Origin of the sequence: Mycobacterium lehmannii (genome assembly GCF_001499925.1) — a bacterium.
GTDB classification, from domain to species: domain Bacteria; phylum Actinomycetota; class Actinomycetes; order Mycobacteriales; family Mycobacteriaceae; genus Mycobacterium; species Mycobacterium lehmannii.
This window is the reverse complement of record NZ_LQIR01000068.1, coordinates 146,115-170,823: the sequence shown is the minus strand read 5'-3', so window position 1 is coordinate 170,823 and position 24,709 is coordinate 146,115. Positions and strand designations below refer to the sequence as shown.

21 protein-coding genes are annotated in these 24,709 nt (G+C 67.8%); 14 read left to right on the top strand and 7 right to left on the bottom strand.

What is annotated here, in order from left to right:
- Nucleotides 1–48: 48 nt before the first annotated feature.
- Both AU192_RS23885 and trmB read right to left on the bottom strand, forming a co-directional pair.
- Nucleotides 49–747: an NYN domain-containing protein gene (locus AU192_RS23885; RefSeq protein ID WP_064400008.1), complete on the bottom strand. Its 699-nt coding sequence runs from the start codon at nt 745–747 to the stop codon at nt 49–51.
- A 52-nt stretch (nt 748–799) separates the two neighbouring features.
- Nucleotides 800–1,582, bottom strand: a complete 783-nt coding sequence (gene trmB / locus AU192_RS23880) for a tRNA (guanosine(46)-N7)-methyltransferase TrmB (RefSeq protein ID WP_064400051.1) — start codon at nt 1,580–1,582, stop codon at nt 800–802.
- A gap of 142 nt (nt 1,583–1,724) precedes the next feature.
- Between trmB and AU192_RS23875 the strand changes: the two genes are divergently transcribed.
- From AU192_RS23875 to AU192_RS23865, 3 genes are all read left to right on the top strand, one after another.
- On the top strand, nt 1,725–2,732 hold the full coding sequence (locus AU192_RS23875) for a P-loop NTPase family protein (protein WP_242657009.1): 1,008 nt from the start codon (nt 1,725–1,727) through the stop codon (nt 2,730–2,732).
- The gene (locus AU192_RS23870) at nt 2,729–4,159 is read left to right on the top strand and encodes a hypothetical protein (RefSeq protein WP_064400007.1); all 1,431 of its coding nucleotides are present in this window, start codon (nt 2,729–2,731) and stop codon (nt 4,157–4,159) included. Before AU192_RS23875 ends, AU192_RS23870 begins: the two co-directional genes overlap by 4 nt.
- A gap of 210 nt (nt 4,160–4,369) precedes the next feature.
- Entirely contained in the window at nt 4,370–6,193 is a 1,824-nt protein-coding gene (locus AU192_RS23865; protein WP_064400006.1) for a phosphoenolpyruvate carboxykinase (GTP), read from the top strand.
- Between the two features lie 93 nt (nt 6,194–6,286).
- On the opposite strand, the gene AU192_RS23860 is transcribed toward AU192_RS23865, so the two are convergent.
- Entirely contained in the window at nt 6,287–8,944 is a 2,658-nt protein-coding gene (locus tag AU192_RS23860; protein ID WP_064400005.1) for an ATP-binding protein, read from the bottom strand.
- Between the two features lie 114 nt (nt 8,945–9,058).
- Here AU192_RS23860 and fadD4 point away from each other — a divergent pair, with 114 nt between their 5' ends.
- On the top strand, nt 9,059–10,585 hold the full coding sequence (gene fadD4, locus AU192_RS23855; protein WP_064400004.1) for a fatty-acid--CoA ligase FadD4: 1,527 nt from the start codon (nt 9,059–9,061) through the stop codon (nt 10,583–10,585).
- On the top strand, nt 10,582–11,466 hold the full coding sequence (locus AU192_RS23850; protein ID WP_064400003.1) for an enoyl-CoA hydratase/isomerase family protein: 885 nt from the start codon (nt 10,582–10,584) through the stop codon (nt 11,464–11,466). Before fadD4 ends, AU192_RS23850 begins: the two co-directional genes overlap by 4 nt.
- A gap of 52 nt (nt 11,467–11,518) precedes the next feature.
- Here the strand turns inward: AU192_RS23850 and AU192_RS23845 are convergent, their stop codons facing one another.
- Nucleotides 11,519–12,256 carry a GntR family transcriptional regulator gene (locus AU192_RS23845; RefSeq protein WP_064400002.1) on the bottom strand — a complete coding sequence of 246 codons (738 nt, stop codon included), beginning with the start codon at nt 12,254–12,256 and terminating at the stop codon, nt 11,519–11,521.
- A 3-nt stretch (nt 12,257–12,259) separates the two neighbouring features.
- Complete coding sequence (locus tag AU192_RS23840) at nt 12,260–13,408, bottom strand: acyl-CoA dehydrogenase family protein (protein WP_064400001.1); 1,149 nt, start codon at nt 13,406–13,408, stop codon at nt 12,260–12,262.
- Nucleotides 13,409–13,439: 31 nt separating this feature from the next.
- Between AU192_RS23840 and AU192_RS23835 the strand changes: the two genes are divergently transcribed.
- Genes AU192_RS23835 through AU192_RS23825 form a run of 3 tightly spaced genes read left to right on the top strand, consistent with a single transcriptional unit; the run spans nt 13,440 to nt 16,903 of the window.
- Nucleotides 13,440–14,432 (top strand): MaoC family dehydratase, encoded by a 993-nt coding sequence (locus tag AU192_RS23835; protein WP_207544983.1) that lies wholly within the window; start codon nt 13,440–13,442, stop codon nt 14,430–14,432.
- 45 nt (nt 14,433–14,477) lie between these two features.
- On the top strand, nt 14,478–15,605 hold the full coding sequence (locus AU192_RS23830) for a CoA transferase (RefSeq protein WP_064399999.1): 1,128 nt from the start codon (nt 14,478–14,480) through the stop codon (nt 15,603–15,605).
- The gene (locus AU192_RS23825) at nt 15,599–16,903 is read left to right on the top strand and encodes an amidohydrolase family protein (protein WP_064399998.1); all 1,305 of its coding nucleotides are present in this window, start codon (nt 15,599–15,601) and stop codon (nt 16,901–16,903) included. Before AU192_RS23830 ends, AU192_RS23825 begins: the two co-directional genes overlap by 7 nt.
- Before the next feature lies 1 nt (nt 16,904).
- Here the strand turns inward: AU192_RS23825 and AU192_RS23820 are convergent, their stop codons facing one another.
- Complete coding sequence (locus tag AU192_RS23820) at nt 16,905–17,807, bottom strand: alpha/beta hydrolase (protein ID WP_064399997.1); 903 nt, start codon at nt 17,805–17,807, stop codon at nt 16,905–16,907.
- 100 nt (nt 17,808–17,907) lie between these two features.
- On the opposite strand from AU192_RS23820, the gene AU192_RS23815 reads away from it, so the two are divergent.
- Genes AU192_RS23815 through AU192_RS23800 form a run of 4 tightly spaced genes read left to right on the top strand, consistent with a single transcriptional unit; the run spans nt 17,908 to nt 19,719 of the window.
- Nucleotides 17,908–18,411 (top strand): hemerythrin domain-containing protein, encoded by a 504-nt coding sequence (locus tag AU192_RS23815; protein ID WP_064400049.1) that lies wholly within the window; start codon nt 17,908–17,910, stop codon nt 18,409–18,411.
- Nucleotides 18,412–18,437: 26 nt separating this feature from the next.
- On the top strand, nt 18,438–18,629 hold the full coding sequence (locus AU192_RS23810; RefSeq protein ID WP_064399996.1) for a ferredoxin: 192 nt from the start codon (nt 18,438–18,440) through the stop codon (nt 18,627–18,629).
- On the top strand, nt 18,596–19,288 hold the full coding sequence (locus tag AU192_RS23805) for a helix-turn-helix transcriptional regulator (RefSeq protein WP_341271767.1): 693 nt from the start codon (nt 18,596–18,598) through the stop codon (nt 19,286–19,288). Before AU192_RS23810 ends, AU192_RS23805 begins: the two co-directional genes overlap by 34 nt.
- Complete coding sequence (locus tag AU192_RS23800; protein WP_064399995.1) at nt 19,285–19,719, top strand: hypothetical protein; 435 nt, start codon at nt 19,285–19,287, stop codon at nt 19,717–19,719. Before AU192_RS23805 ends, AU192_RS23800 begins: the two co-directional genes overlap by 4 nt.
- Here AU192_RS23800 and AU192_RS23795 read toward each other — a convergent pair whose 3' ends face one another.
- Complete coding sequence (locus AU192_RS23795) at nt 19,720–21,888, bottom strand: acyl-CoA dehydrogenase family protein (protein ID WP_064399994.1); 2,169 nt, start codon at nt 21,886–21,888, stop codon at nt 19,720–19,722.
- A 149-nt stretch (nt 21,889–22,037) separates the two neighbouring features.
- Between AU192_RS23795 and AU192_RS23790 the strand changes: the two genes are divergently transcribed.
- A complete protein-coding gene (locus tag AU192_RS23790) occupies nt 22,038–23,261 on the top strand; it encodes an alpha/beta hydrolase (protein ID WP_064399993.1) in 1,224 nt (407 codons plus the stop codon).
- 26 nt (nt 23,262–23,287) lie between these two features.
- Nucleotides 23,288–24,706, top strand: a complete 1,419-nt coding sequence (locus tag AU192_RS23785) for a WS/DGAT/MGAT family O-acyltransferase (RefSeq protein ID WP_064399992.1) — start codon at nt 23,288–23,290, stop codon at nt 24,704–24,706.
- Nucleotides 24,707–24,709 lie beyond the last annotated feature (3 nt).

Genomic DNA, 24,709 nt, shown 5'->3' with positions numbered 1-24,709 from the left:
AAGCTCCTTACTCGATTCTCTCGAAGTCGATGGCGACCCCTGAGCGGTTCAGTTGTTGACCCGCGAGGTCAATAGCGAGGACAGCGGCCGGAACGGCTGCAACCATGCCCCCTGCTCGGGCAGCGAATCGAGGCCGATTCGCGGTAGCGGCTCCCGGAAAACACCAGGGATGTCCTCCAGGTCGACGAACTCCAAGGTATCCGACGCTAGCGCCCAACTCGCATGTTCGCGAAATCCGAGCACCTGGACGGGGATGCCGTCACGAGCGATGTCTTCCAGCGGTTGTTTGAAGGCCTGCCCGTCGGCCGAAGCCAGCAACAGACCGGCCAGACCCTCGCCGCGGCGCAGCGCGATGTGGTCCAGCATGTCGCTGTCGACGTCGCTGTCCTCGTCGATCTTCGGCTTGGCGAAGACCGCGAACCCCACGTTGCGCAGCGCCTCCACCCACGGCCGGACGACGTCGGCGCTGCCGGGTGCGATGTTGGTGAAGACCGTGGCCTCCGGCTCCAGCGACACCTGCGGACGCCCGTGAGACAGCTCGGCGGTGCGCGTCAGCAGCCAGCGGCCCAGCGCGTCGAAGCGCGGCCGGTGCGCGGCCGTCGGCCTGCCGCCCAGGATCGAGCCGAGCCCCATGTCGAGGTTCGGCGCGTCCCAGACCAGCAGTACGCGGGCCGTCGCCTCGGCCGGGGCCGGGGTCTCGGGTGGCGCCACATCCTCGATCTGACCGATGTCCTCGGTGAGGCTCATGATCGTCTGCTCTCCCCGTACGCGTTACCCGCAAGCGGGCGGTACCCCCACATCACGTTCTCTCCCAGAGCAGTTCGGCGACGGCGCTGCCGGCGTGCTGCGCCTTGCCTTCGTATTTGGTGACCGGTCGTTCGACGGAGATCGGAAGCGCGTCGGACGGGTTCACCCGGCGAAGCCGCGGCTCCGCGTCGCCGACCTCGGCGATCTGCTCGGCATACCCGGCGTGGTCCGTCGCCGCGTGCAGGACACCGCCGGGGCGCAGCCGGTCGGCGATCAACGCCACGGTGGCCGGCTGCAGCAGCCGACGTTTGTGGTGGCGCGCCTTGGGCCACGGATCAGGGAAGAAGACCCGCACACCGGTCAGGGAGCCGGGTCCGAACATGTGCTGCAGCACGTCGACGCCGTCGCCGCGCACGAGCCGGATGTTGGGCACCCCCTCGCGTTCGATGCCGGACAGCAGTTGGGCCAGTCCCCGGCGGTACACCTCGACCGCGACGACGTCGAGATCAGGCTCGGCCTTGGCCATCGCCAGCGTCGAGGTTCCGGCCCCGCAGCCGATCTCGACCACCACGGGTGCCGACCGCCCGAACCACGCGTCGGTGTCCACCAACGGAGCGGGGACATCGCCGTCGCGCGCCTGCATGCCGATCTCGGGCCACAGCCGATTCCACGTGGCCTGCTGCGCGGCAGACAACGTGGTACGGCGCGTGCGGAAGCTCGTGACGCGGGGGTAGCGGTGCTGCTGGCCGGCCGGAGGACGGGAAGCCTCGGGTCCCGAAGTCGACCCCTCGGCGACGTCGGGCCCGGGCAGATGCATTCGTCCATGGTCGCTCATCGACAGTGGAGTACCCGCATCGTGGTACAGATTGATACCCAACAGTTGCCTTCGGCTGGTATCGGCGGCTATCCCCAGGAGCAGGCACGGCCGCTCCCGCGACGCCGTGCGAGGTGTCACGATCGTCGGAGGCGGACCCGGGGTGAGGTCGCCGCGCCCACGACAAGGGGAAGGGCACCAGATTTTCGTCGACGCGCTGCTGCAAATCTCGGAAGAGCGCCGCGATCCGCGGCTGACGGCGATCGTTCGGCGCCTCTGCGCGCCGACGCGGGTCGCGGTGCGGGGTCGCGAGGGCGTCGGCCGCGCGACGGTGGCCGCGGCGTTGACTGCCGCGGGGGTCGGGGTCTCACCCGACGGTGTCGCCGACGTCGACGTGATGGTGATCGCCGAAGCCCTCAAACCCGAGGACCGGGCGTTTCTCGACGAGTCCGGCAGGCCCGCCGTCGTCGTCCTGAACAAGGCCGACCTCACCGGCTTCGGCGGGGCGGGGCCGATGGCGCACGCGTATCACCGGGCCGCGCGGTGTCGGGCCTTGACCGGGCTGCCGACGGTGCCGATGGTGGCGTTGCTCGCCGACGTGAACCTGACCGGCGAACTGCTCGACGCGCTGCGGACTCTGCTCGCCGAGCCTGCCGACGTGTCGTCGACCGACGCGTTCGTGGAGGCGCCCCATCCGCTGCCGCGGGAGGTGCGCAAGCGGCTGCTGTCCGTACTGGACCGGTTCGGCATCGCCCACGCGGTGCTCGCGCTGGACCGGGGCGCGAGCGTCGATTCGCTGCCGAACCACCTGCGCAAGCTCAGCCAGCTCGACCGGGTCATCGGGCACATCGGTGCGGCGGGCGCACCGCTGCGGTATCGGAAGTTGCATACCGCGGTGGCCCAGTTACGCGCGCTGGCAACGCAATCGGACGATCCACGGTTGGGCGACCTGCTGGCGGCCGACGACGCCGTCCTCGCGGCGATGACGGCGGCGGTGGACGTCGTCGAGGCTGCAGGCGCGCGAGTCGATCGGGGCGACGACGCGGACGCTCATCTGCGCCGCGCCGCCCAGTGGCGGCGGTACGGCAACGGTCCCGTCAACGCGTTGCACCGGGCCTGCGCCGCCGACATCAGCCGCGGTTCGCTTCGCCTGCTCGGGCGGTCGCGATGACGACGGGCACCGATCAACTCGCGTCGGCCGATGCGGTGGTCGCCGACATCGAGCCCGGACTCGCCCCGCCTGCGGTGCGCGCCCGCGACGTCGTGCTGGTGACGGGTCCCTGGCTGGCGGGCAGCACCAGCGTGGCCGCGGCGCTTCGGGATCGGATGCCCGAGCACACCTTTGTCGAGGCGGATGATCTCGCCCAGTCCGAAGCGCCCGCCGCCGTGGTGTTCGTCGTGTCGGCGGTCTCACCGCTGACCGAATCCGACTGTGAGCTCATCGATTTGGTCTCACGCCATACCGATCTGGTGGTCGGTGTGGTGTCGAAGATCGACACGCACCGCAACTGGCGCGAGGTGCTGGCCGCTGATCGCGCGATGCTGGCCGACCGGTCGCCGCGCTACGCCCCCGTGCCGTGGGTGGGGGCGGCGGCCGCACCCGATCTGGGGGAGCCGCGCGTCGACGAACTCGTGGACCTGCTCCGGCAGCGGCTGACCGACCCCGAGCTGGCACGACGGAACCGCCTGCGGGCGTGGGAGACTCGGCTCGAGTCGGTGATAAGCCAATACCGCGCCGACGGCGAGGGCGCCCACCGACGCGCCCGCGTCGCGGCGCTGCACCAGAGTCGCGACGACATCGTGCGCAATCGGCGCGTCGCGAAATCCGAACGCAGCATCGCGCTGCGCACCCAGATCCAGCAGGCCCGTGTCCAGTTGGGGTACCTGGCGCGTAACCGCTGCACGTCGGTGCGGGCCGAACTCGCCGAGTACGCGTCCGCGCTGGGCCGCAGGGCACTCGGGGACTTCGAATCGCGGGTGCGGGAACGTCTCGGCGTGGTCGTCAGAGAGGTCGAGCAGGGCGTCACCGCGCAGCTCGCCGACGTGGCGGCCCAGGTCGGATTGACGGCTCCGGCGGTGTCCGACGCGCCGGTGGTCCCCGAGATCGCCCCGCCGCGGTTGGCGTCGCGGCGGCTGGAGACGCAGCTGACGATGATCCTCGGCGCCGGCTTCGGTCTGGGGGTGGCGCTGGCGGTCACCCGACTGTTCACCGGCCTGGCCCCCGGTCTGACCGTTGCCGGTCTGGTGGCCGGTGGTCTGGTGGGGCTGGTGCTGACCGTGTGGGTGGTCGGCATCCGCGGGGTGCTGCAGGACCGGGCGGTACTGGACCGCTGGCTCACCGACGTCACCGGCACGGTCAAGGCCGCGCTCGACGAACGTGTGGCGACGCGGGTGCTGGCCGCCGAGAGCGCGCTGGCATCGGAGCTGGCCGCCCGGGACGAACGCGAGGCCGCCACCGCTGTGGAACGGATCGCCGCGATCGACGCCGAACTGCGCCAGCACGCGCTCGAGACCGCACGGGCCGCCGCCGAGCGTGACCGCAGGCTGCCGTCGCTGCAGCGGGCACTCGACGCGGTTCGCGCGGATTTGTACGGTTGACACGCGTCAACTCACGGCGCTCGATGCGTAAAACACCTGTGAAACAGGCTTCTGAATCGTTCCTGTGAGTGATCGGACACACTCCCGATTCACCGCGGGCTTCCCACCCGCGATAACCTCGGTATAGGGAGACCGCAGCGCCGCCTGTCCCTGTCTGGGTGGCGCATACGGAGCCTTGGGGCCTGGCAGCAACAGACACAGGAGATTTTCATGACCGCAGCGACCATCCCGGGTTTGGACACCGCACCGACGAAGCACAAGGGTCTGCTCGCTTGGGTTCAAGAGGTCGCCGAGCTGACGCAGCCCGACCGCGTGGTTTTCACCGACGGTTCTGACGAAGAGAACGCCCGACTGTGCGATCAGTTGGTGGCGGCGGGCACCTTCAAGAGGCTCGACGACAAGAAGAAGCCGAACTCATACCTCGCGCTGTCCGACCCGTCCGACGTGGCCCGCGTGGAATCGCGGACCTTCATCTGCACTGAGCGCGAAATCGACGCCGGTCCGACCAACAACTGGAAAGACCCCGCCGAGATGCGCGGCATCATGACCGATCTGTACCGCGGCTGCATGCGTGGCCGCACCATGTACGTCATCCCGTTCTGCATGGGTCCGCTCGGTGCCGAAGACCCCAAGCTGGGCGTCGAGATCACCGACTCCGAGTACGTCGTGGTGTCGATGCGCACGATGACCCGGATGGGTAAGGCCGCGCTGGACAAGATCGGCGACGACGGCTTCTTCGTCAAGGCGCTGCATTCGATCGGCGCGCCGCTGGAGCCGGGGCAGAAGGACGTGCCGTGGCCGTGCAACGACACGAAGTACATCACCCACTTCCCGGAGACCCGCGAGATCTGGAGCTACGGTTCGGGTTACGGCGGTAACGCGCTGCTGGGCAAGAAGTGCTACGCGCTGCGGATCGCCTCGGCGATCGCCCACGACGAGGGCTGGCTCGCCGAGCACATGCTGATCCTCAAGCTGATCTCGCCGGAGAACAAGGCGTACTTCGTCGCCGCGGCGTTCCCGTCGGCGTGCGGTAAGACCAACCTCGCGATGCTGCAGCCCACGCTGCCGGGTTGGCGCGCCGAGACCGTCGGTGACGACATCGCCTGGATGCGGTTCGGCAAGGACGGCCGCCTGTACGCGGTCAACCCGGAGTTCGGCTTCTTCGGTGTCGCGCCCGGTACCAACTGGGACTCCAACCCGAACGCGATGAAGACCATCGAGGCCGGCAACACCGTGTTCACCAACGTCGCGCTGACCGACGACAACGACGTGTGGTGGGAAGGCCTCGAGGGCGACCCGCAGCACCTGATCGACTGGAAGGGCCGCGACTGGACCCCGGACTCCGAGGAGAAGGCCGCGCATCCGAACTCGCGCTACTGCACCCCCATCTCGCAGTGCCCGACGCTGGCGCCGGAGTGGGATGACCCGCAGGGCGTGCCGATCTCGGCGATCCTGTTCGGCGGCCGTCGCAAGACCACGGTCCCGCTGGTGACGCAGGCCCGCGACTGGCAGCACGGCGTGTTCATCGGTGCCACGCTCGGCTCCGAGCAGACTGCGGCCGCCGAGGGCAAGGTCGGCACCGTCCGCCGCGACCCGATGGCCATGCTGCCGTTCCTGGGCTACAACGTCGGCGACTACTTCGCGCACTGGATCGACATCGGCAAGCAGTCCGACGAGTCGAAGATGCCGAAGATCTTCTTCGTCAACTGGTTCCGCCGCGGCGACGACGGCCGCTTCCTGTGGCCGGGCTTCGGTGAGAACAGCCGCGTGATGAAGTGGATCATCGACCGCATCGAGCAGAAGGCGGGCGGCCGCACCACGCCGATCGGCATCGTGCCCAAGGCTGAGGATCTCGACCTGTCGGGTCTGGATGTCGACGCCGCCGATGTGGACGCCGCGCTCGAGGTCAACGTCGACGAGTGGCGCCAGGAGCTGCCGCTCATCGAGGAGTGGTTCGAGTTCGTCGGCGAGAAGCTGCCCACCGGCATCAAGGACGAGTTCGACGCGCTCAAGCACCGCCTCGAGGCCGAGTAGCCTCCCCAGCTCGCTGCGCGAGAGCGCGTGTCTGCATACGACGCGCCGCACAAAAGCGACACTTTGAGCACGCTCACCGCAGGGTGAGCGTGCTCAAGTGTCTGTAGGCGTCCGCTCAGACCGTTGGACTTGGTCGATGGCATCGAGGGCGTAGCCGGCCATCGCCGCGTTGGTCATGGACCGACCCTGACGGGCGAGCGACCCGTATCGCTCACGGCCCAGTGTCTCGGTCAGACTGACCACGGTGTCGTGGATCTCGGGGTACGTCGAACTGGCATCCGACCCGTCGACGAAGCCGGCCATCGTTGCGGCGGTTTCGTGATGCCCGAGCCGGCCGAGCAGGCTGGCGAGTAGCAAGACAGGTGCCGACATCATGTAGAAGCTGCCCGAGTCGAAATAGTTCCGGATGGCTTGCGCGAGAAACCCGCACGCCTCCACCGGGTTTCCGCGCATCGTGGCGATACGCCCGAGGCTGAGCGCGTGGATCGACGCGATCTGCCGGTTGCCGGTGTCCTGTGCTATCGACAAGCCCGCGCGGTGGGCGTCGTATGCGGCATCGGGATCGACGTCCCGGTAGGCGAATCCGTATGCCAGGAGTCCGGCTGAACGTAGATGAGGGTTGCCGGTGGCCTCCGCGTCGGCGAGTAGTCCTTCGGTCGCGGCGATCGCCTCATCGACGCGACCAGAGATCGCCAGCGCGAACACCAGTGATTGCCTTGAGTAGAGCCGGTTTTCGGGACCGGACGCGATCAGTGTTCGGCAGCGCTCGACGCACCACCCGGCGTCTCGCATCATGTAACCCGCAAGTACGGTGGCGTCCATTGCGTCCGGCACCGGGTCGTACCGACCGCTCTCCATCGCGGCGAGGGCGGCGCGCGAATAGCGGAGGAAGTCATCGACCCTGCCCGCTACCGAGCACTGTGCCGCTGCGACGTAGAGCATCGCCAGCTGCGGGTGGTCAATCTGGCGCGCCGGCTCGAGGACTTCCTCCGCCCACGAAACGGCCTCGAAGATTTCGGCCCAGTAACCGACGAAGCTCGTGAGTACGACGATGTCGATCGCGGCATCGAGGTCGGCGTGGTCGCTGGCCCAGCGAAAGGCGCTGCGCAGGTTGGGAAGTTCGGTGTCGAGCCAGGTGTGCGCCTCCCGTTGCCGGGGTCCGTCCCAGATGTCTATGAGATCGCGCCTGCGACCGGCGAAGTATCGGGCGTGCGCGGCGCGGGCGTCGTCTGCTCCGCCCGAGCTCACCAGCTGCTCCTCGGCGAATTGCCGGATCGTCTCCAGCATCGAGAACCGCGTCCGGCCCGAGGCTTGGTCGGCAATCAACAGCGACTTGCGGACCAGCGACTCGAGTAGGTCCAAGGTCGCGAATTTGTCGTGTGTGTGCGCCACGGCCGCTGCGCCGTCGAGGTCGAATCCCCCTGCGAATACCGAGCATCGGGTCAGGAGGTCCTTCTCGTCATCGTCGAGCAGATCGTAGGACCACTGCACGGCGGCGCGCAGTGTCTGATGACGTTCCAGGCCGCGCCGGGAGCCCACCAGCACCCGGAACCGATCGTCGAGATGGTCGCGTAGCTCCGTCACGGTCACCGACATCAGCCGTGACGCCGCAAGTTCGATCGCGAGCGGGATTCCGTCGAGTCGGCGGCAGATGTCGACGACGGCGTCGGCGTCGGGTTCGAGCGTGACCGTCGGCGAATCCGCGGACGCTCTCTCGACGAACAGCGTCGGGCCGCTTGACCGGACGTCGAGGGGAGGCACCGGCCGCAGTTGTTCATCCTTGAGACGCAGGCCTTCCCGACTCGTCACGAGTACCGTGACGCTGTCCGTCGCATCGAGGATCCTGCCGATGATGTCGGCCGCCGCGTCGAGGACATGCTCGCAGTTGTCGAACAGCAGCAGCCGTACTCGTCCCTCCAACGCGGATGCCACGCTGTCTGCGACGCTCAGCCCCGGCTGCTGGCTGAGACCGAGGACCGCGGCGACCGCCTCGGGTACCGCCGCAGGATCGGTGACCGGGCCGAGCTCGATCATCCACACCCCATCCGGGAACTCCGGTTGCAGGCGGGCGGCGACTTCCTGTGCCAAGCGCGTCTTACCGACGCCGCCGACGCCCGTGAGAGTCACCAGGCGATGCGACTTCAACGCGGTGGCCACCTCGGCCACTTCGGATTCCCGGCCCACGAAGCTGGTCGCCGGCGGGCGCAGGTTGCCCTGGCTCGTGTCAAGCGTTCTGAGAGGCGGGAATTCCGACCGCAGTCCTTCCGCCACGACCTGGAAGACGTCGACGGGCTTGGCGATGTCACGTAGGCGCCGTGGGCCGAGGGCGACGAGGTCGACCCCGGAGACGAGATCGGCCGTCATCCGGTCGATCAGGAGCTGGCCGCCGTGGCCGGCCGCCATCAGCCGCGCGGTGCGATTGCACACCGCGCCGAAATAGTCGCCCTCCCGACATTCGGCTTCGCCGGTCGCGATGCCCATCCGCACCGGCAGGTTCAGCGACCGCTGCGCGTCGACGGCCGCATCCACTGCTTGCCGTGGCGAGGAGAACGCCGCACAGATGCCGTCACCGGTGTGCTTGAACAACCAGCCGCCGTGCGCCTGCACCGCACGGCGCATCGTGTCGTCGTGGGTGGCCAGGGCGCGCCGCATCGCATCGGCGTCGGCGTCCCAACGCCGGGTCGACCCTTCGATGTCGGTGAACAGGAAGGTGACAACCCCGGAGGGTAGCGCTTGGAGCCCGCCATTCATCCGGTCACCGCCGCACCCCCATATCCTGCGGGTTCATGCTAAGGCGGCCGGGGTGCGAACGGACAGAATCGACCACTTGACACCTGTCAACTCGGTGCATCGTAGAGTCAGCCCATGCAGATCCGCGAACATGCCGAGGCGACGCCCGACAAACCCGCCGTCATCATGCATCCCAGCGGCACCACGGTGACGTTCGGCGAGCTCGAAGCGCGCGCCAACCGCTTGGCCCGCCACTTCCGGCAGTCGGGGCTGGTGGAAGGGGACACCGTCGCTGTCCTGATGGAGAACAACGAACATCTGCACGTTGTCATGTGGGCGGCCCGGCGCAGCGGTCTGTACTACGCCGTGATCAACACGCACCTGACCGCAGCCGAAGCGGCCTACATCGTCGACAACAGTGGCGCCAAAGCAGTCATCGGATCGCAGGCGATGCTCAAGGTCTGCGAGGAGCTGGAAGAGCACCTGCCCAACGGACTACCGGAGCTGCTGCTCATCGCCGACGACAACCTCGACGGCTGGCAGCGCTATCCGGAATGCGTCGCCGAGCACCCGGAAACACCCATCCCCGACGAGATCGAGGGTGACCTGCTGCAGTACTCGTCGGGAACCACCGGACGCCCCAAGGGGATTCGGCGCGAGCTGCCCCATGTCTCCCCCTCGCAGGCCGGCAACATGCTGTCCGCCCTGTTGATGGCCATCCAAATGGACAGTGATTCGGTGTATCTCAGCCCGGCGCCGCTGTATCACACCGCGCCGTGTATGTGGACGATGTCCGCGCAGGCCATGGGCGCCACCACGGTGATCATGCGGAAGTTCGATCCCGAGGAGGCGTTGATAGCCATCCAGAAGTACGGGGTCACCAGCGGGCAGTTCGTGCCCGCCATGTTCGTCCGAATGCTCAAACTCCCGGCCGAAATCCGCGATTCGTATGACCTCTCGTCCATCCGCCGAGTCGTGCATGCCGCCGCGCCCTGTCCGGTCGACATCAAGAAGCAGATGATCGACTGGTGGGGTCCGGTCATCGATGAGTACTACTCCTCCTCCGAGGGCGCGGGCATCACCTTCATCACCGCCGAGGACTGGCTCAACCACCCAGGCTCGGTGGGTAAGCCGCTGCTGGGTGAGGCGCATGTGCTCGGCGAGGACGGCGAGGAACTGCCGCCGGGACAGCCCGGTCAGATCTATTTCGACATGGGCCCAATGAGTTTCGTCTACCACAACGATCCGGTGAAGACGGCCGAGTCGCGTGAGAAGCACGGGTGGGTGACGGTCGGCGACGTGGGCTATCTCGACGAGGACGGCTACATGTTCCTCACCGACCGCAAGCACCACATGATCATCTCCGGCGGGGTGAACATCTACCCGCAGGAGGCCGAGAGCCTGTTGATCACCCATCCGAAGGTGTTGGACGCGGCGGTTTTCGGGGTTGACGACGAAGAGATGGGCCAGCGTGTCAAGGGTGTGGTGCAGACCGTCGAGCCCGCCGACGCGACCGACGAGTTCGCCGAGGAACTGCTCGAATGGCTGCGTGAACGCCTGGCGCACTACAAATGTCCGCGGTCCATCTCGTTCGAGGCCCAACTGCCACGTACGGAGACCGGCAAGATGCTCAAGCAGGAGCTGATCAAGAAGTACTCGTGACACACGTCGAGTTGCCATCGGGCATCGTCGTGGCGATCGAATCGCCAACCGACGGCGCCACATTCACCCTGTCGGAAAATGAATCCGATGACCGCCGGGTCGTCACCGTGGCCTCGGTGGCCGACGTCCTCGCCGAAGTGACGGAGCGGTGCGCCCAGTGGCCGCACGCCGCGGGCATCTGTGACGACGTCCTTCGCGCCGTCGACCCGGCCGCCCCCGCGTTCGGCGGCGTCATCACCGAGTCGCTGGCGTACTCCACGCTGCAGGCTGGTCCGGAGTTCGCGCGTTGGCTCGACGAGCGCGGGCCCTCGCAGGTCCCCAAGATCCCCGATCCCGTTGTGGCCGAACGTATCGACGACACCGTCTATGTGCGGTTCAACCGGGTACGGCGGCACAACGCGTTCTCCACCGACGCCCGCGGCGCGCTGCTGGAGGCGCTGGAGGTGGCCCGCGTCGATCCGTCGGTCACCGAGGTGGTCCTGTCCGGCAACGGGCCGTCGTTCTGCAGCGGTGGGGATCTCGCCGAGTTCGGGAGTTTCCTCGATCCCGCGAGCGCACACTTCGCCCGCACCCGCTACAGCCCCGCGCTGGTGCTGGCCGAGCTGACCGACCGCCTCGGCAAGCGCTGCCGCGCGCGAGTGCACGGTCAGGTGCTCGGCAGCGGATTGGAGATGGCGGCGTTCTGTGGCCACATCGAGTCGAGCCCGAGCGCCGTTTTCGGGTTGCCGGAACTCAGCCTCGGGCTGATCCCCGGCGCAGGCGGAACGGTGAGTATCACTCGCCGGATCGGCCGTTGGCGCACAGCGTATCTGGTGTTGTCGGGCCGAACCATCGATCCGCCGACGGCGCTGCGGTGGGGCCTCATCGACGCCCTCGTGTGAGTCGGGTGCACAAACGATCGCTGCGCGACTGGTAGCGCACCGAAATCGCTGATCAACCCGAGCGGCGCAACGTCACCCGGTAGGTGTACTGCTCGGGCAGGAAATGGCTGACCGACAATTCGACCGGCCGGCTCTCGGCGTCCGAGTACAACCGATCGACGCGCAACATCGGATGCCCCGGTTCGCAGAGGACGGCGTCTGCCACCTCGGCATCGGCGGGTGCGACCGTGATCGACTGTGCGGCTTCGATGATCGGTGCACTCAGATGCGGCTCGAGCAGTCCGATGACGGTCTGCGTCCCTACCGCTCCGTCGGCCAAGTCCGCCGAGTTCGCCACCGCCGCTGCCACTGTCGGCGCCAGATGCACCGTGGTCAGTACGAACGGCACCCCGGGGTCGGTGCCGTGCAGCCGCCGGAACACCACCGTGTAGACGATGTCGTCGTCGAGTCGCAGCCTGCTGGCGGCCTCGACGTCCACGCGACGCCGCAGTCCGCCGAGCACCTCCATCGTGGTGTCGTCGGACAGGCTCATCAGGTCCTCGATCGACCCGAACTGGCGCAGGTAGCGCCGTCCCGAACCGCTTGCGTACGTCCCGCGACCCGGCACCCGGTACACGACACCATCGGCCACCAGGTCCTGAAACGCGCGGCGCACAGTCTGTCTCGACAGACCATGAGCAGCAACGAGTTCCGACTCCGTCGGCAACCGCGCTCCGTCGCGGTAGCGGCCGGCCGCGATCTGCTCGCGCAACTGGTCGCGCAGGGTCTGGTACGCCGGCGCGGGCCTCATCGCCTACAGGCCGCCTCGTGCCACCAACTGCGAGGCGATGACGTTGCGCTGGATCTCGTTGGTGCCCTCGCCGACGATCATCAGCGGCGCGTCGCGGAAGTACCTTTCGACGTCGTACTCCGTGGAATAGCCGTAACCGCCGTGGATGCGGACCGCGTTGAGCGCGATCTCCATCGCGACCTCGGAGGCGAACAGCTTGGCCATCCCCGCCTCCATATCGCAGCGTTCGCCGCTGTCGTAACGCTCGGCGGCATACCGTGTCAGCTGGCGGGCGGCCGTGAGCTTGGTGGCCATGTCGGCCAGATAGTTGCCGATGGACTGGTGCTTCCAGATGGGTTGCCCGAAGCTCTCGCGCTCCTGTGCGTACCGAAGCGCATCCTCCAACGCGGCCGTCGCCACGCCGAGCGCTCGTGACGCGACCTGAATACGGCCCGTCTCAAGCCCTTTCATCATCTGGGCGAAACCCTTGCCGGGTTCGCCGCCGAGGATCGCCGACGCGGGCACACGGCAATCCTCGAAGATCAGCTCGCACGATTCGACGCCCTTGTATCCGAGCTTGGGCAGGTCCCGCGACACCGACAGCCCCGTCATGCCCTGTTCGACGAGCACCACCGAGATCCCCTTGTGGCGCGGAGTGGCCGCCGGATCGGTCTTGCACAACAGCGCGATCAACCCGGAGCGCCGCGCGTTGGAGATCCAGGTCTTCGATCCGTTGATGGTCAGGCCGTCGCCTTTGGAAGGCAGCGCCGTCGTGGACATGTTCTGCAGATCGGACCCGCCGCCCGGCTCGGTCAGCGCCATCGTGGCGCGGATCTCGCCGGTCGCCATCGGGGGCAGGTAGCGGCGCTTCTGCTCCTCGGTGCCGAACAACACCAACAGCTTGGCGACGACCGTGTGTCCGCCCATCGCCCCGGCCAGGCTCATCCAGCCGCGCGACAGCTCCTGGGTCACCTCGACGTAGCAGGGCATCGACACCGGCGAACCGCCGTACTGTTCGGGGATCGCCAGACCGTAGATGCCGATCTGCTTCATCTGCTCGATCCACGCCTCGGGATATTCGTTGGCGTGTTCGACGTCGCGCACTCGCGGTTTGACCTCGCGGTCGATGAAGGTCCGCACGGTGGCGACCAGCATCGTCTCTTCCTCGTTCATGTACGGCCATATTGACACTTTGTGCGGCCCAATGCCAGAGTGGGCTCCCGTGAGCGGCCCGTACTTCGACGATCTGCACGTCGGGCAGGTTTTCGACACCGCTCCGCCGATGACGTTGACGTCGGGTGCGGCCGCGGTGCATCAGTCGATCGTGGGCGATCGTCTTCGGCTGGCGCTCGACGGCGAATTGGCGGCCGCGGTCACCGGTGCGACCGGCCCGCTGGCGCATCCCGCCCTGGTCTGTGACGTCGCGATCGGCCAGACCACCCTCGTCACCCAGCGGGTGAAGGCCAATCTGTTCTACCGCGGCTTGGTCTTTCATCGGTTCCCCGTCATCGGCGACACCTTGTTCACCCGCACCGAAGTGGTCGGACTCAAGGAGAACTCCGTCAAGCCGGGTCGGGCGCGGACTGGATTGGCCGCGCTGCGGATGACGACCGTCGACGAGCTCGGCCGCCTGGTGCTCGATTTTCACCGCTGCGCGATGCTGCCGCTGCGCGACGGTGCCTGCGAGACGGGGCACGCCGACGACCTGTCGACGATCGGCGCTGAAACCCCGCCCGTACCCGATCCGACCTCGGACTGGGACGCCGAGGCCTACCGCGCGAAGGTACCTGGGGCCCACTTCGATCCCGGACTCGCGGGGGCGGTGCTGCACAGCACCGCCGACGTGGTGAGCAGCGCACCCGAGCTGGCCCGGCTGACGTTGAACATCGCTGCGACGCATCACGACTGGCGGGTCAACAACCGTCGGCTGGTCTACGGAGGCCACACGATCGGACTGGCTCTGGCTCAGGTGACGCGGCTGTTGCCCAACCTTGTCACCGTCCTCGGCTGGCAGTCCTGCGACCACACCGGGCCGGTGTACGAAGGGGACACCCTCTACAGCGAGGTAGACATCGAGAAGGCCGAGCCGCTCGCCGACGGTCGCGGTGGCGTGCTGACGGTGCGGTCGGTGGTGTATGCGGTCGATGACCAGGACCGCAACGTGCTCGATTGGCGCTTCACCGCGCTGCAATTCTGAGCTGCGCCCACCCCCGGCGGCACCCGCTTGTGAAGTTGGCCGACAATGGGGAGCGTGACGTCGACGATGTTGACTGTCCCCACCGCCGTGCTCGACCGGGCCGGACGGGTAGCCGACGCCTTCGAAACCTTCACCGGCGTCGAGGTCGAGGCCGCCGAGCTGATCGGCGGGCGCGCTGCGCTGCTGGGCCTTTCGCCTGCAGGTCAGGTGTCGGCGGGCGGCGCGACGCGCCTGATGCGCAGCCATGACAGCTGGTGTGCCCTCACGTTGGCGAGGCCCGACGACATCGCCGCGGTTCCCGCGCTGGTATCGGTTGACGAGGTCGACGATCCATGGCAGGCCGTGCAGGGCTGGGTCGCCGAGAACGACTGGGCCGACGTGACCGAGCGCGCCCGGTTGCTCGGCCTGCCGGCGGCCGGCCTCGCCGAGACTCCGCCCGAGGCCCCGCGGGTGTACCCGTTCGGTGCGGCCACAGCGACGCGAGGCCCTGCTGACCTCCTGGTCGCGGACCTGTCCGCGATGTGGGCCGGGCCGCTGTGTGGACTGTTGCTCTCGTCGGCGGGTGCGACCGTGGTCAAGGTGGAGAGCGCCGCACGACCCGACGGCGCCCGTCACGGGCCGCGAGCGTTCTTCGACTGGATGAACGCCGGAAAACTCTCCTACAGCGTCGATTTCGACGAACCGTCCGGTTTGCGGGCGCTGCTGGCCGCCGCCGACGTTGTGATCGAGTCGTCCCGACCTGCGGCGTTGGCTCGCCGCGGGCTCTCCCCGACGGACGTGGCGCCGCGTGACGGCCGGGTGTGGCTACGGGTCACGGGCCACGGCACCGACGGTGACCGCGACAATTGGGTGGCGTTCGGTGACGACGCCGCCGTTTCGGGCGGCCTGGTCTGTGGCGAGCCCGACGAACCGCAGTTCTGCGGCGATGCGATCGCCGACCCGCTGACCGGGCTCGAGGCGGCGCTGGCCGTCGCGCAGTCGTTGCGCAGCGGGGGAGGGGAGCTGATCGAGATGTCGATGGCCGCGGTCGCCGCCACCTATGCGCAGTTACCGCGCAACGACCAATCGCCCTGTGCCGCAGCGCCGCAACTGTCGACAGCCGCGCAACCGCTAGGGGCGGACAACGAGGAAGTGGAGCAGCTGATCGAGCAGCGACGGCTCGCGTCTTGCTGATCCAGCGCGCGACGCTGCTCGACGGCCGTTCCGTCGACATCCGGGTGGCCGAAAAGATCGTCGCCGTCGAGCCGGAGCTGGCGCCTGTTAGCGGCGAGCCGGTCTATGACGCCGCCGGTCGCACCGTCATACCGGGGCTGCACGATCACCATGTTCATCTGCGTTCCGCCGCAGCGGCTTTAGGGTCGGTGCGGGTCGGTCCTGCCGAGGTGCACAACCGGGCGGAACTGGCCCGTGCGTTGGCGACCGCGAAGCCCGGCGCCGATGGCTGGGTCAGGGCGGTGGGCTATCACGAGGCGGTCGCGGGTCCCCTCGACCGCACCGTGCTCGACGAGGTGGTGCCGTCGGTTCCGGTCCGCGTGCAACACCGCAGCGGTGTGCTGTGGACGCTGAATTCGGCGGGGCTGGTCCGTGTGGGAATGGCCGACCACCCCGACGGACGCTTGCGCAGCGCCGACCGCTCCTGGTCGGATACCCTGCAGCGCAACGAGACCGGTCTGGGCGAGGTGAGCGAGCGGCTCAGCGGCCTGGGTGTCACGGGCGTCACCGACGCCACTCCCGACCTCGAGATCGACGACATCGTACGGCTTTTGGAAGCCCACCGCCGCGGGGAACTGCCCCAGCGTGTGTTGTGCCTCGCACCGGGCAAGCGGATTCTGCACGATACCGACCTCGACCTCGACGGCCTCACCTCGTGGATCTCCGAACGGCACGGCGAGGGCGCACCGGTCGCCGTGCACTGTGTGACCGCCGCGCAACTCGTCGTCACGCTCTCCGCGCTCCAGGCGACCGGAACGCATCCGGGGGACCGCATCGAGCATGCTTCCGTCGTGCCCGACGACGGCATCGGGACCCTTGCCGCGAGCGGCGTGACCGTGGTGACGCAGCCGAACTTCGTCGCCGAGCGTGGCGATCAGTACCTCGACGAGGTGCCCGCCGGCGAACACCATGAATTGTGGCGCGTCGGTTCGCTGTTGCGCGCGGGTGTGCCGCTCGTGCTGTCGACCGACATGCCGTTCGGCGAGGGCGACCCGTGGGCGACGATGCGTGCCGCGGTGCGACGGATGACCGGCAGCGGCGCGGTGCTAGGCGCGGACGAACGCATCACCGCGCCGGAAGCGCTCGGCATGTTCTTCGGTACCGGCCATGACCCGCTGCGGCGCCGAACCGTCGCGCCCGGCCAGCCGGGCGATTTGGTGGTGCTGGAGCCGTCGCCGAGCGACGTGCTCGAGACACTGGCCTCGGACATGGTCGCCGCCACCGTGATCGCGGGCGAGGTGGCGTTCGACCGCGGGTGACTCAGGCGGCCGCGGGCGCCAACGCCCGTTGCAGCATCGCGCACTGACTGTCGAAGAACTGTTGTGAGACAGAGGCTTTAGGCGCGATACCATCGAATCCGTGGAACGCCCCCTCGATGATCTCGACGTCGCACGGCACTCCGGCGGCCTTGAGCCGTTCGGCGTACTCGAGATCCTCGTCGTGGAAGAGGTCCAGCGTTCCGACACCGATCCATGCGGGCGGCAAGCCGGCAAGGTCGTTCCTGCGTGCGGGCACGGCCACGGCGGGATCGGCGTCGCCGAGGTAGGCCGACCAGCCGAACTTGTTGCTCGACTTGTTCCACAGTCGAATCCCGGGGTTGTCCAGTTCGCGGCGGTCCACGGTGCGGTCGTCGAGCATCGGATACACCAACAGCTGGGCCGATGGCGTGACCTCTCCGCGGTCGCGCGCCAGCAGCGCCAACTGGGCCGCCAAACCGCCGCCTGCGCTGGCGCCCCCGATCGCGACACGGCTTGAGTCCACCGACGGCAGCGCCACCAACCACTTCAGCGCCGAATAGCAGTCCTCCACCGCGGCCGGGTAGGCGTATTCGGGCGCCAACCTATAGTCGACGGAGGCCACCGTGACCCCTAAACGCCGGGCGAACCGGCGGCACAGCTCGTTGTCCTGGCCGGGATGGCCGATGAGATAACCCCCGCCGTGAATCCACAACAGCGCGGGGCCCTTTCCCGTGGCCCCGGGCGGCCGGTACAGCCAGACGTCGACTCCCGATGGCAGGGTCAGCGCCTCGACATCGCGGGGCACTTTGCGCCACATGCGCCGGGTGACCATGCGCACGATCGGCAGCGTCGCGGGTGTGATCACCTGCTTGGGGGCGAGGCGGGCGGCGCGGCGCAGGTCGGGATGGAAGTCGGTGAACGGCACCCGACAAGTATTACGTCACCGGCGGCCAAGCGGTGCGCCATATTGTTTATACAAACGGATTTGTATAAACTAGCGGCAGCTCGTGGTAGGAGAAGCCGTGATGCACAAGTCAGCCCCCTATGTCGCCCTGGAGCATGACCACCGCGAGATCGACCGCGCGATCGAGGACTTCGTGGGCAAGCTTCGGGCAGGCGTCCTCGAAACCGAAGTGCTCACCCGGGCGCTGGAAAAGCTGCGCCGCCACATCTACCTCGAAGAGGTGATCGTATTCCCGCCGATCCGAGAGGCCGGGATGGTGATGCCGATCTTCGTGATGATGCGTGAGCACGGCCAATTGTGGCGGACCATGGACACATTGGACGGCCTGCTCGCAGCGTCTGACACCGACCGGATCGAGGCGGCTTGCGGCGTACTGCTGGATCAGTTGCACGAGCACAACTCCAAAGAGGAACCGATTGTCTACCCGCACATCGACATTGATCTCACCGCGCATATGCGCGCGGAATTGACACGGTTCGTCGAGACGGGCCGCGCTCCCGAGGGATGGGTCTGCCGGCACGCCAGTGGTGTGGGCGCAATGTCCGGTCCGGCCGATGAGAACTGAACCGCTGATCAAGTCAAGGAGGCGTTATGCGTGTCGTAGTGGACCGCGATCGGTGTGAGGGCAATGCGCTCTGCGTGAAATTTGCGCCCGAAGTGTTCGAACTCGACGACGACGACTACGCGGTGGTGATCGCCGACCCGGTGCCGCCCGAGTTCGAGGCGCACGCGGCCAAGGCCGTCGACGAATGCCCGCGCGCGGCGATCACCCGCCACGACTGAGGACCTTCCGGTCGATGACACGGCGCGATGAGGTTTTGACGGCGCTACGGGCCGCGGGGACGCCCTTGAGCGTGCTCGACGTGGCCGAGCGGCTGTCGATCCATCCCAACACCGCACGCTTCCATCTGGAGGCCCTGCTCGAGCGCGGTCGGGTCGAGATGATCAAGCCCGGCCGCACGAAACCGGGCCGGCCCCCGCTGATGTTCCGCGCGACAGCGGGTATGGACCCGGACGGCCCCCGCGACTACCGCGTGCTGGCCGGGGTGCTCGCCGATGCATTGGCGCGCCAGCGCGACCCGCAGCGACGTGCGGTCGCTGCCGGCCAAGCGTGGGCGAAGAAAGAGGCCGCCACCAACGGTGAAGTTCAGCCGCTGGACCGGGATCAGGCCTTCGAGCGCCTCACGGGTCTCCTTGCCGAAATGGGGTTCGCCCCGCAAAAGCGCTCGCGCAACCACGATCTCGATGAGATCGGATTGCACAATTGCCCGTTCCTTGAGCTGGCGGACACCCGCCGCGACATCATCTGCCCCGTGCATCTCGGTCTGATGCAAGGGGCTCTGGCGGCCTGGGACGCGCCGGTCACCGTGGAAGCACTGGTCCCATTCGCCGAGCCCGGTCTCTGTATCGCGAATCTGACACCGAGAAGGAGAGTTTCATGACCGCCGCGCACTCCATCGCAACCGCGCTCACGTTCGTCTGGCTCGGCATGGTGCTCGCGATCTCGTTCATCGAGGCCCCGCTGAAGTTCCGGGCGCCGGGGGTCTCCCTGCAGATCGGGCTCGGCATCGGCCGGTTGGTGTTCCGCGCACTCAACAGCATCGAGGCCGCGCTGGCTGTGGTCCTGGTGATCATCATCGTGATGGACCGACCGTCGACCGGTGCCACCGTCGCCCTCGGCGCAGCCATCCTCGCGTTGGCTGTTCAGTTGATCGCGGTCCGTCCCGCATTGAACCGGCGCTCCGATGCCGTCCTGTCGGCGCCGGCGGGAACGGCCCCGGCCGGGCGGTCACGCATCCACTACGTCTACGTCGCCCTGGAGGCCGTGAAGGTCGTCGCGCTGATCGTCGGCGGAATCACGTTGCTGGTCTGACTATTTCAGCAACGGGTCTCGCGGCAGGCCGAGGATGCGCTCGGCGATCGTATTGCGGGTGATCTCCGAGGTGCCGCCGGCGATCGTCATGGCCCGGTTGCCGAGGTAAGCCAGCGTCAGCGTCGGGGCCTGCCCGACGACGGCCGCGGAACCGGCCAGCTCCATGGCCAATTCGGTCATCCGCTGTCCGGATTCGGCCACCAGGAGTTTGGTGACGTTGCCCTCCGGTCCGGGGTCCGAACCCGCGATCGCGCGGGTCACCCGCCGCAGGTTCAACAGCCGCAACGTGTGCGTCTCGGCGATCACCTCGCCGGCCCGCCGCAGATACGTCGCGCGGGTCTCGGGGGACGCATTGTCGAGCAGCTTCACCAGATCGGCCGCGGTGAACCCGGTGGTGCCGCCCGAACCGCCGCCGATCGAGATGCGCTCGTTGCCCAGCGTCGCGCGGGCCACCAGCCAACCCTTGTTCACGTCGCCGACCACGTCGGCGTCCGGGACGAAGACGTCGTCGAAGAACACCTCGTTGAAATGCGCGTGTCCGGTCAGCCCGCGAAGCGGATTGACCGTCACCCCAGGCGCTTTCATATCAATGGCCATCATCGTCACGCCGGCGTGCTTGGGGGCGTCGGGGTCGGTGCGCACAGTGGCCAGGCCCCACTGGCACTGGTGGGCCAGGCTGGTCCACACCTTCTGGCCGGTCACCCGCCAGCCGCCGTCGACCTTCTTGGCCGACGTCCGCACGGCCGCGGCATCCGAGCCCGCGCCGGGTTCGGAGAACAGCTGACACCACATCACCTCGCCGCGCAGCACCGGTTCGACCCAGCGTTCCCGCTGGTCGTCGGTGCCCGCCTGGGCGATGGTCAGCGTCACCCAGCCGGTGATGCCCAGGTCGGGCCGTTCGACGTCGGCGAACTCCTCCTCGATGACCAGTTGTTCGAGCACGTCGGCGGCCCGTCCCCACGGTTTGGGCCAGTGCGGTACCAGGTAGCCGGAGTCGACGAGGAAGTCGCGCTGCTGATCGGCGGGCAGGGAGCGCAGCGTGGCGACGGCCTCGCGCGCCTGCTCGCGAAACTGCTCGGCTTCCGGCGGCAGCGTGAACGTCGCGCCGCGCGCCTGGCCACTGCGCTGCGCTTCGACGACGTCGAGCAGCGGATCGCCGGCCTCGGCCATCAACGCCGCGAGCGTCCTTGCGCGCCGCAGATACAGGTGGGCATCGTGTTCCCAGGTGAAGCCGATCCCGCCGTGTAGCTGAATGTTGGTCTCTGCATTGAAGATCTGTGTTCGGATGGCGTGTGACGCGGCGACTGCGGCGGCGAACGACGCGCTGTCCAGGTCGTCGGCGCGGGCGGCGTCCCATGTCGCGGCCGTCGTGACCTCGGCGGCGACGAGCATGTTGGCGGCGTGGTGCTTGACGGCCTGGAATGTCCCGATCGTTCGGCCGAACTGCTCACGGACCTTGGCGTATTCGACGGCCATCTCCATGCTGGCCCAGCTGACGCCCACCGCCTCGGCCGACGCGAGGATGCGAAAGACCGTGTGCGCCTTGCGTGCCGCACCGCGAAGCACTCGTTCCTCGGTGACCGTCACACCGCTCAGCGCGACCGAGCCGAGGCTGCGCGAGGTGTCCATCGATTCGAGCGGGGTGATCGTGACGCCCTCGGCGTCGGAATCGATGACGACGACGTCCTCACCTGCGACGACGACCAGCAGGTGCGCGTCCGGCGCGCCGAGGACCGCGGGACTCTCACCGGTCACGACCAGGTCGGATCCGACCGTCACATTGCCCGAGACCGCGAGCGCACCGACTGTGCTGCCGTCGGCCAGACCCGGAAGCAGTTGTGCACGAGCCGAATCGGAGGCACACCGGGCGATCACCACAGCCGCGGCCACAGTGGGCAGGAACGGGCCAGGGCACAGTTCGCGTCCCTGGGCTTCGAGCACGACTGCCAACTCCGCGAGCCCGAAGCCGGACCCGCCGTGTTCCTCGGCAATGGCCAGGCCGGTCCATCCCAGGCCCGCCGCGGCCGACCAGATCTCGGCGGGATGCGACGAGCCGCCCTCCAGCGTCGATCGGGCCGCCGCCCGGCTGTTGACCCGGTTGAGCTGGCCGAACACCGCATCGGCGAGGTCGACGTGCTCTTCGGTGATGGCAAGCGCTGACTTACTCACAAAACGTCCTCTTCGAAGTTGACCGTCGGCAAGTCACGCTAGACCATCTGCGCAGGTCACGGTATAGGCGACCGAGATCCCGAAATGTCTTCGGTAGACACTTCGAAAAGATGACTTGTGCCGAACATGCGTCGCGGTACAGTCGCGCAATGACGGTGCGACCGGATGCCCGGTACCCAGGTCCGACATTCTGGACACGTGCGCGATGGTTGCTGAACGCTGGACCGTCGGACTACATGCTGGCGACGAGCGTGGCCGCGGCTTCGCTGCCCGTCATCGGAAAGCACCTGGAACCGTTGGGCACTGTGACCGCGGTGGGCGTATGGGGTTTCCGTCACCTGCCCGATTTTCTCGGTTCGACGGTCAAATCGTGGCTTAGCCCGGGCGATGCCGAGTTAAGGCAGTCCGAGCGCGACAGCACCAACGCCGTCACCGAGGCCGCGCTGGGGGGTGTGGTCAACGCCAAGGACCTCGCCGTCGACTGGCCTGCGCCGGAGTCGGCGCCGCCGTTGTGGAAGCTGCGGGAACATCGGCGCAGCGTGTACCGCACCTCGGTGCAGTACGGGCCTCGGTCTTCACAACTGCTCGACGTGTGGCGGCCCAAGGAGTTGCCCGCCGAGCCGGCGCCGGTGCTGATCTTCGTGCCGGGCGGGGCGTGGGTGCACGGCAACCGGATCCTGCAGGGGTACGCGTTGATGTCCCACCTCGCCGAGAAGGGCTGGGTGTGCCTGTCGATCGACTACCGGGTGGCGCCGCACCACCGGTGGCCGGCCCATATTCACGACGTGAAGACCGCCATCGCGTGGGCCCGCGCCAATGTCGACAAGTTCGGCGGTGACCGTGACTTCGTGGCGGTCGCGGGCACGTCGGCGGGCGGTCACCTCTCAGCGCTGGCAGGACTCACCGCCAACGATCCGGAGCTGCAGGCCGAGCTGCCGGAAGGCTCCGACACCTCGGTGGACGCGGTGGTGGGCATCTACGGTCGCTACGACTGGGAGGACAAGTCCACCGTCGAGCGGGTGCGCTTCGTGGATTTCCTCGAACGCGTCGTCGTGGGACACAAACTCGCCAAGCGACCGGACGTCTACCGCAAGGCGTCCCCGATCGCCCAGGTGCATCCCGAGGCACCGCCGTTCCTGATCGTCCACGGCACCGGCGACAGTGTCATCCCGGTGGCGCAGGCCCGTTCGTTCGTCGAACGGCTGCGCGCGGTGTCCCGGTCGGTGGTCAGTTACGTCGAACTGCCCGGCGCCGGGCACGCGTTCGACATGACCGACGGGGCCAGGACCGGCTCAGCCGCGATGGCAATAGGATTGTTTCTGAACCAGATTCACCGAAACCGGACGCTGGTGGGGGCCAAAGAGGTTATATAGGCTCCTCCGGAGGGAGGGGTCGCGACGTGAGAAGGCTCAGCGGCTGGGACGCGATCCTGCTGTACACCGAAACCCCGACGGTGCACATGCACACGCTCAAGCTGGCGGTGATCGACCTTTCCGAGTTGGGTGACCGTCCCTTCGGCATCGAGGAGTTCCGCCACGTCATCCACGGGCGGCTCTACAAACTCGACCCGTTCCGATACGAGCTCGTCGACATCCCGTTCAAGTTCCACCACCCGATGTGGCGGGAGAACTGCGAAGTCGACCTCGAGTACCACGTGCGGCACTGGCGGGTGGACAGCCCAGGTGGTCGCAGGCAACTCGACGAAGCGATCGGCCAGATCGCCAGCACGCCGCTGGACCGCAGCAGGCCGCTATGGGAGATGTATTTCATCGAGGGTCTGGCCAACGGACGCATCGCGGTGCTCGGCAAGATCCACCACGCCCTCGCCGACGGGGTCGCGTCGGCGAACCTTTTGGCCCGCGGGATGGATCTGCAGCAAGGCCCGCAGGCCGAGCGTGACTCGTACGCAACGGATCCGCCGCCGGGCAAGGCGGAGTTGGTGCGGACCGCGTTCGCCGACCACATGCGCCAGATCGGTCGGCTACCGGGCGTCATGCGCTATACCGCGCAGGGTCTGCAACGCGTGCGCAAGAGCGCGAAGAAGCTCTCGCCGGAGCTCACCCGGCCGTTCACGCCGCCGCCATCGTTCATGAATCACCGCGTCGACGCGCAACGCAAGTTCGCCACCGCCACCCTGGCGCTCGCCGACGTCAAGGAGACCGCAAAGTATCTGGGCGTCACCATCAACGACATGGTGCTCGCGATCTCGGCGGGCGCGTTGCGGGAGCTCTCGCTGAAGTACGACGGGCAGGCCGACCACGCGCTGTTGGCTTCCGTCCCAGTCAGTTTCGACTTTTCTCCCGATCGAATCTCCGGCAACTACTTCACCGGTGTCATGATGACGGTCCCCATCCAGCTCGAGGATCCGCTGCAGCGGGTCCAGGCGGTGCACGATGCCGCGGTGGAGGCCAAGGAAACGCATCACCTGATGGGCCCGGAGCTGGTGAGCCGGTGGTCGGCGTACTTCCCGCCGCGCCCTGCCGAGCGGCTGTTTTCCTGGCTGGCCGAAAAGGACGGCCAGAACAAGGTGTTGAACCTGCCGATCTCCAACGTGCCCGGCCCGCGGCAAGCCGGTCGGGTGGGCGGCGCGCTGGTCACCGAGATCTACTCCGTCGGACCGCTGACCACCGGCAGCGGGTTGAACATCACGGTGTGGAGCTACGTCGACCAGCTCAACATCTCGGTGCTGTCCGACGGCGTGACACTCGACGACCCGCACGAGCTGACCGATGCCATGATCGCCGCATTCATCGAGATCCGCAGGGCCGCAGGGCTTTCGAGTGAGCTGACGGTGGTCGAGTCCGCCATGGCGCAGTAGGAC

Coding starts and splice junctions, on each gene's coding strand:
- AU192_RS23800 (WP_064399995.1), top strand. CDS start 19,285: ATGACCGCCGCGCACTCCATCGCAACCGCGCTCACGTTCGTCTGGCTC.
- AU192_RS23870 (WP_064400007.1), top strand. CDS start 2,729: ATGACGACGGGCACCGATCAACTCGCGTCGGCCGATGCGGTGGTCGCC.
- AU192_RS23815 (WP_064400049.1), top strand. CDS start 17,908: ATGCACAAGTCAGCCCCCTATGTCGCCCTGGAGCATGACCACCGCGAG.
- AU192_RS23805 (WP_341271767.1), top strand. CDS start 18,596: ATGCCCGCGCGCGGCGATCACCCGCCACGACTGAGGACCTTCCGGTCG.
- AU192_RS23885 (WP_064400008.1), bottom strand. CDS start 747: ATGAGCCTCACCGAGGACATCGGTCAGATCGAGGATGTGGCGCCACCC.
- AU192_RS23845 (WP_064400002.1), bottom strand. CDS start 12,256: ATGAGGCCCGCGCCGGCGTACCAGACCCTGCGCGACCAGTTGCGCGAG.
- AU192_RS23810 (WP_064399996.1), top strand. CDS start 18,438: ATGCGTGTCGTAGTGGACCGCGATCGGTGTGAGGGCAATGCGCTCTGC.
- AU192_RS23790 (WP_064399993.1), top strand. CDS start 22,038: ATGACGGTGCGACCGGATGCCCGGTACCCAGGTCCGACATTCTGGACA.
- AU192_RS23830 (WP_064399999.1), top strand. CDS start 14,478: ATGGGGAGCGTGACGTCGACGATGTTGACTGTCCCCACCGCCGTGCTC.
- fadD4 (WP_064400004.1), top strand. CDS start 9,059: ATGCAGATCCGCGAACATGCCGAGGCGACGCCCGACAAACCCGCCGTC.
- AU192_RS23835 (WP_207544983.1), top strand. CDS start 13,440: ATGCCAGAGTGGGCTCCCGTGAGCGGCCCGTACTTCGACGATCTGCAC.
- trmB (WP_064400051.1), bottom strand. CDS start 1,582: ATGAGCGACCATGGACGAATGCATCTGCCCGGGCCCGACGTCGCCGAG.
- AU192_RS23860 (WP_064400005.1), bottom strand. CDS start 8,944: ATGAATGGCGGGCTCCAAGCGCTACCCTCCGGGGTTGTCACCTTCCTG.
- AU192_RS23840 (WP_064400001.1), bottom strand. CDS start 13,408: ATGAACGAGGAAGAGACGATGCTGGTCGCCACCGTGCGGACCTTCATC.
- AU192_RS23865 (WP_064400006.1), top strand. CDS start 4,370: ATGACCGCAGCGACCATCCCGGGTTTGGACACCGCACCGACGAAGCAC.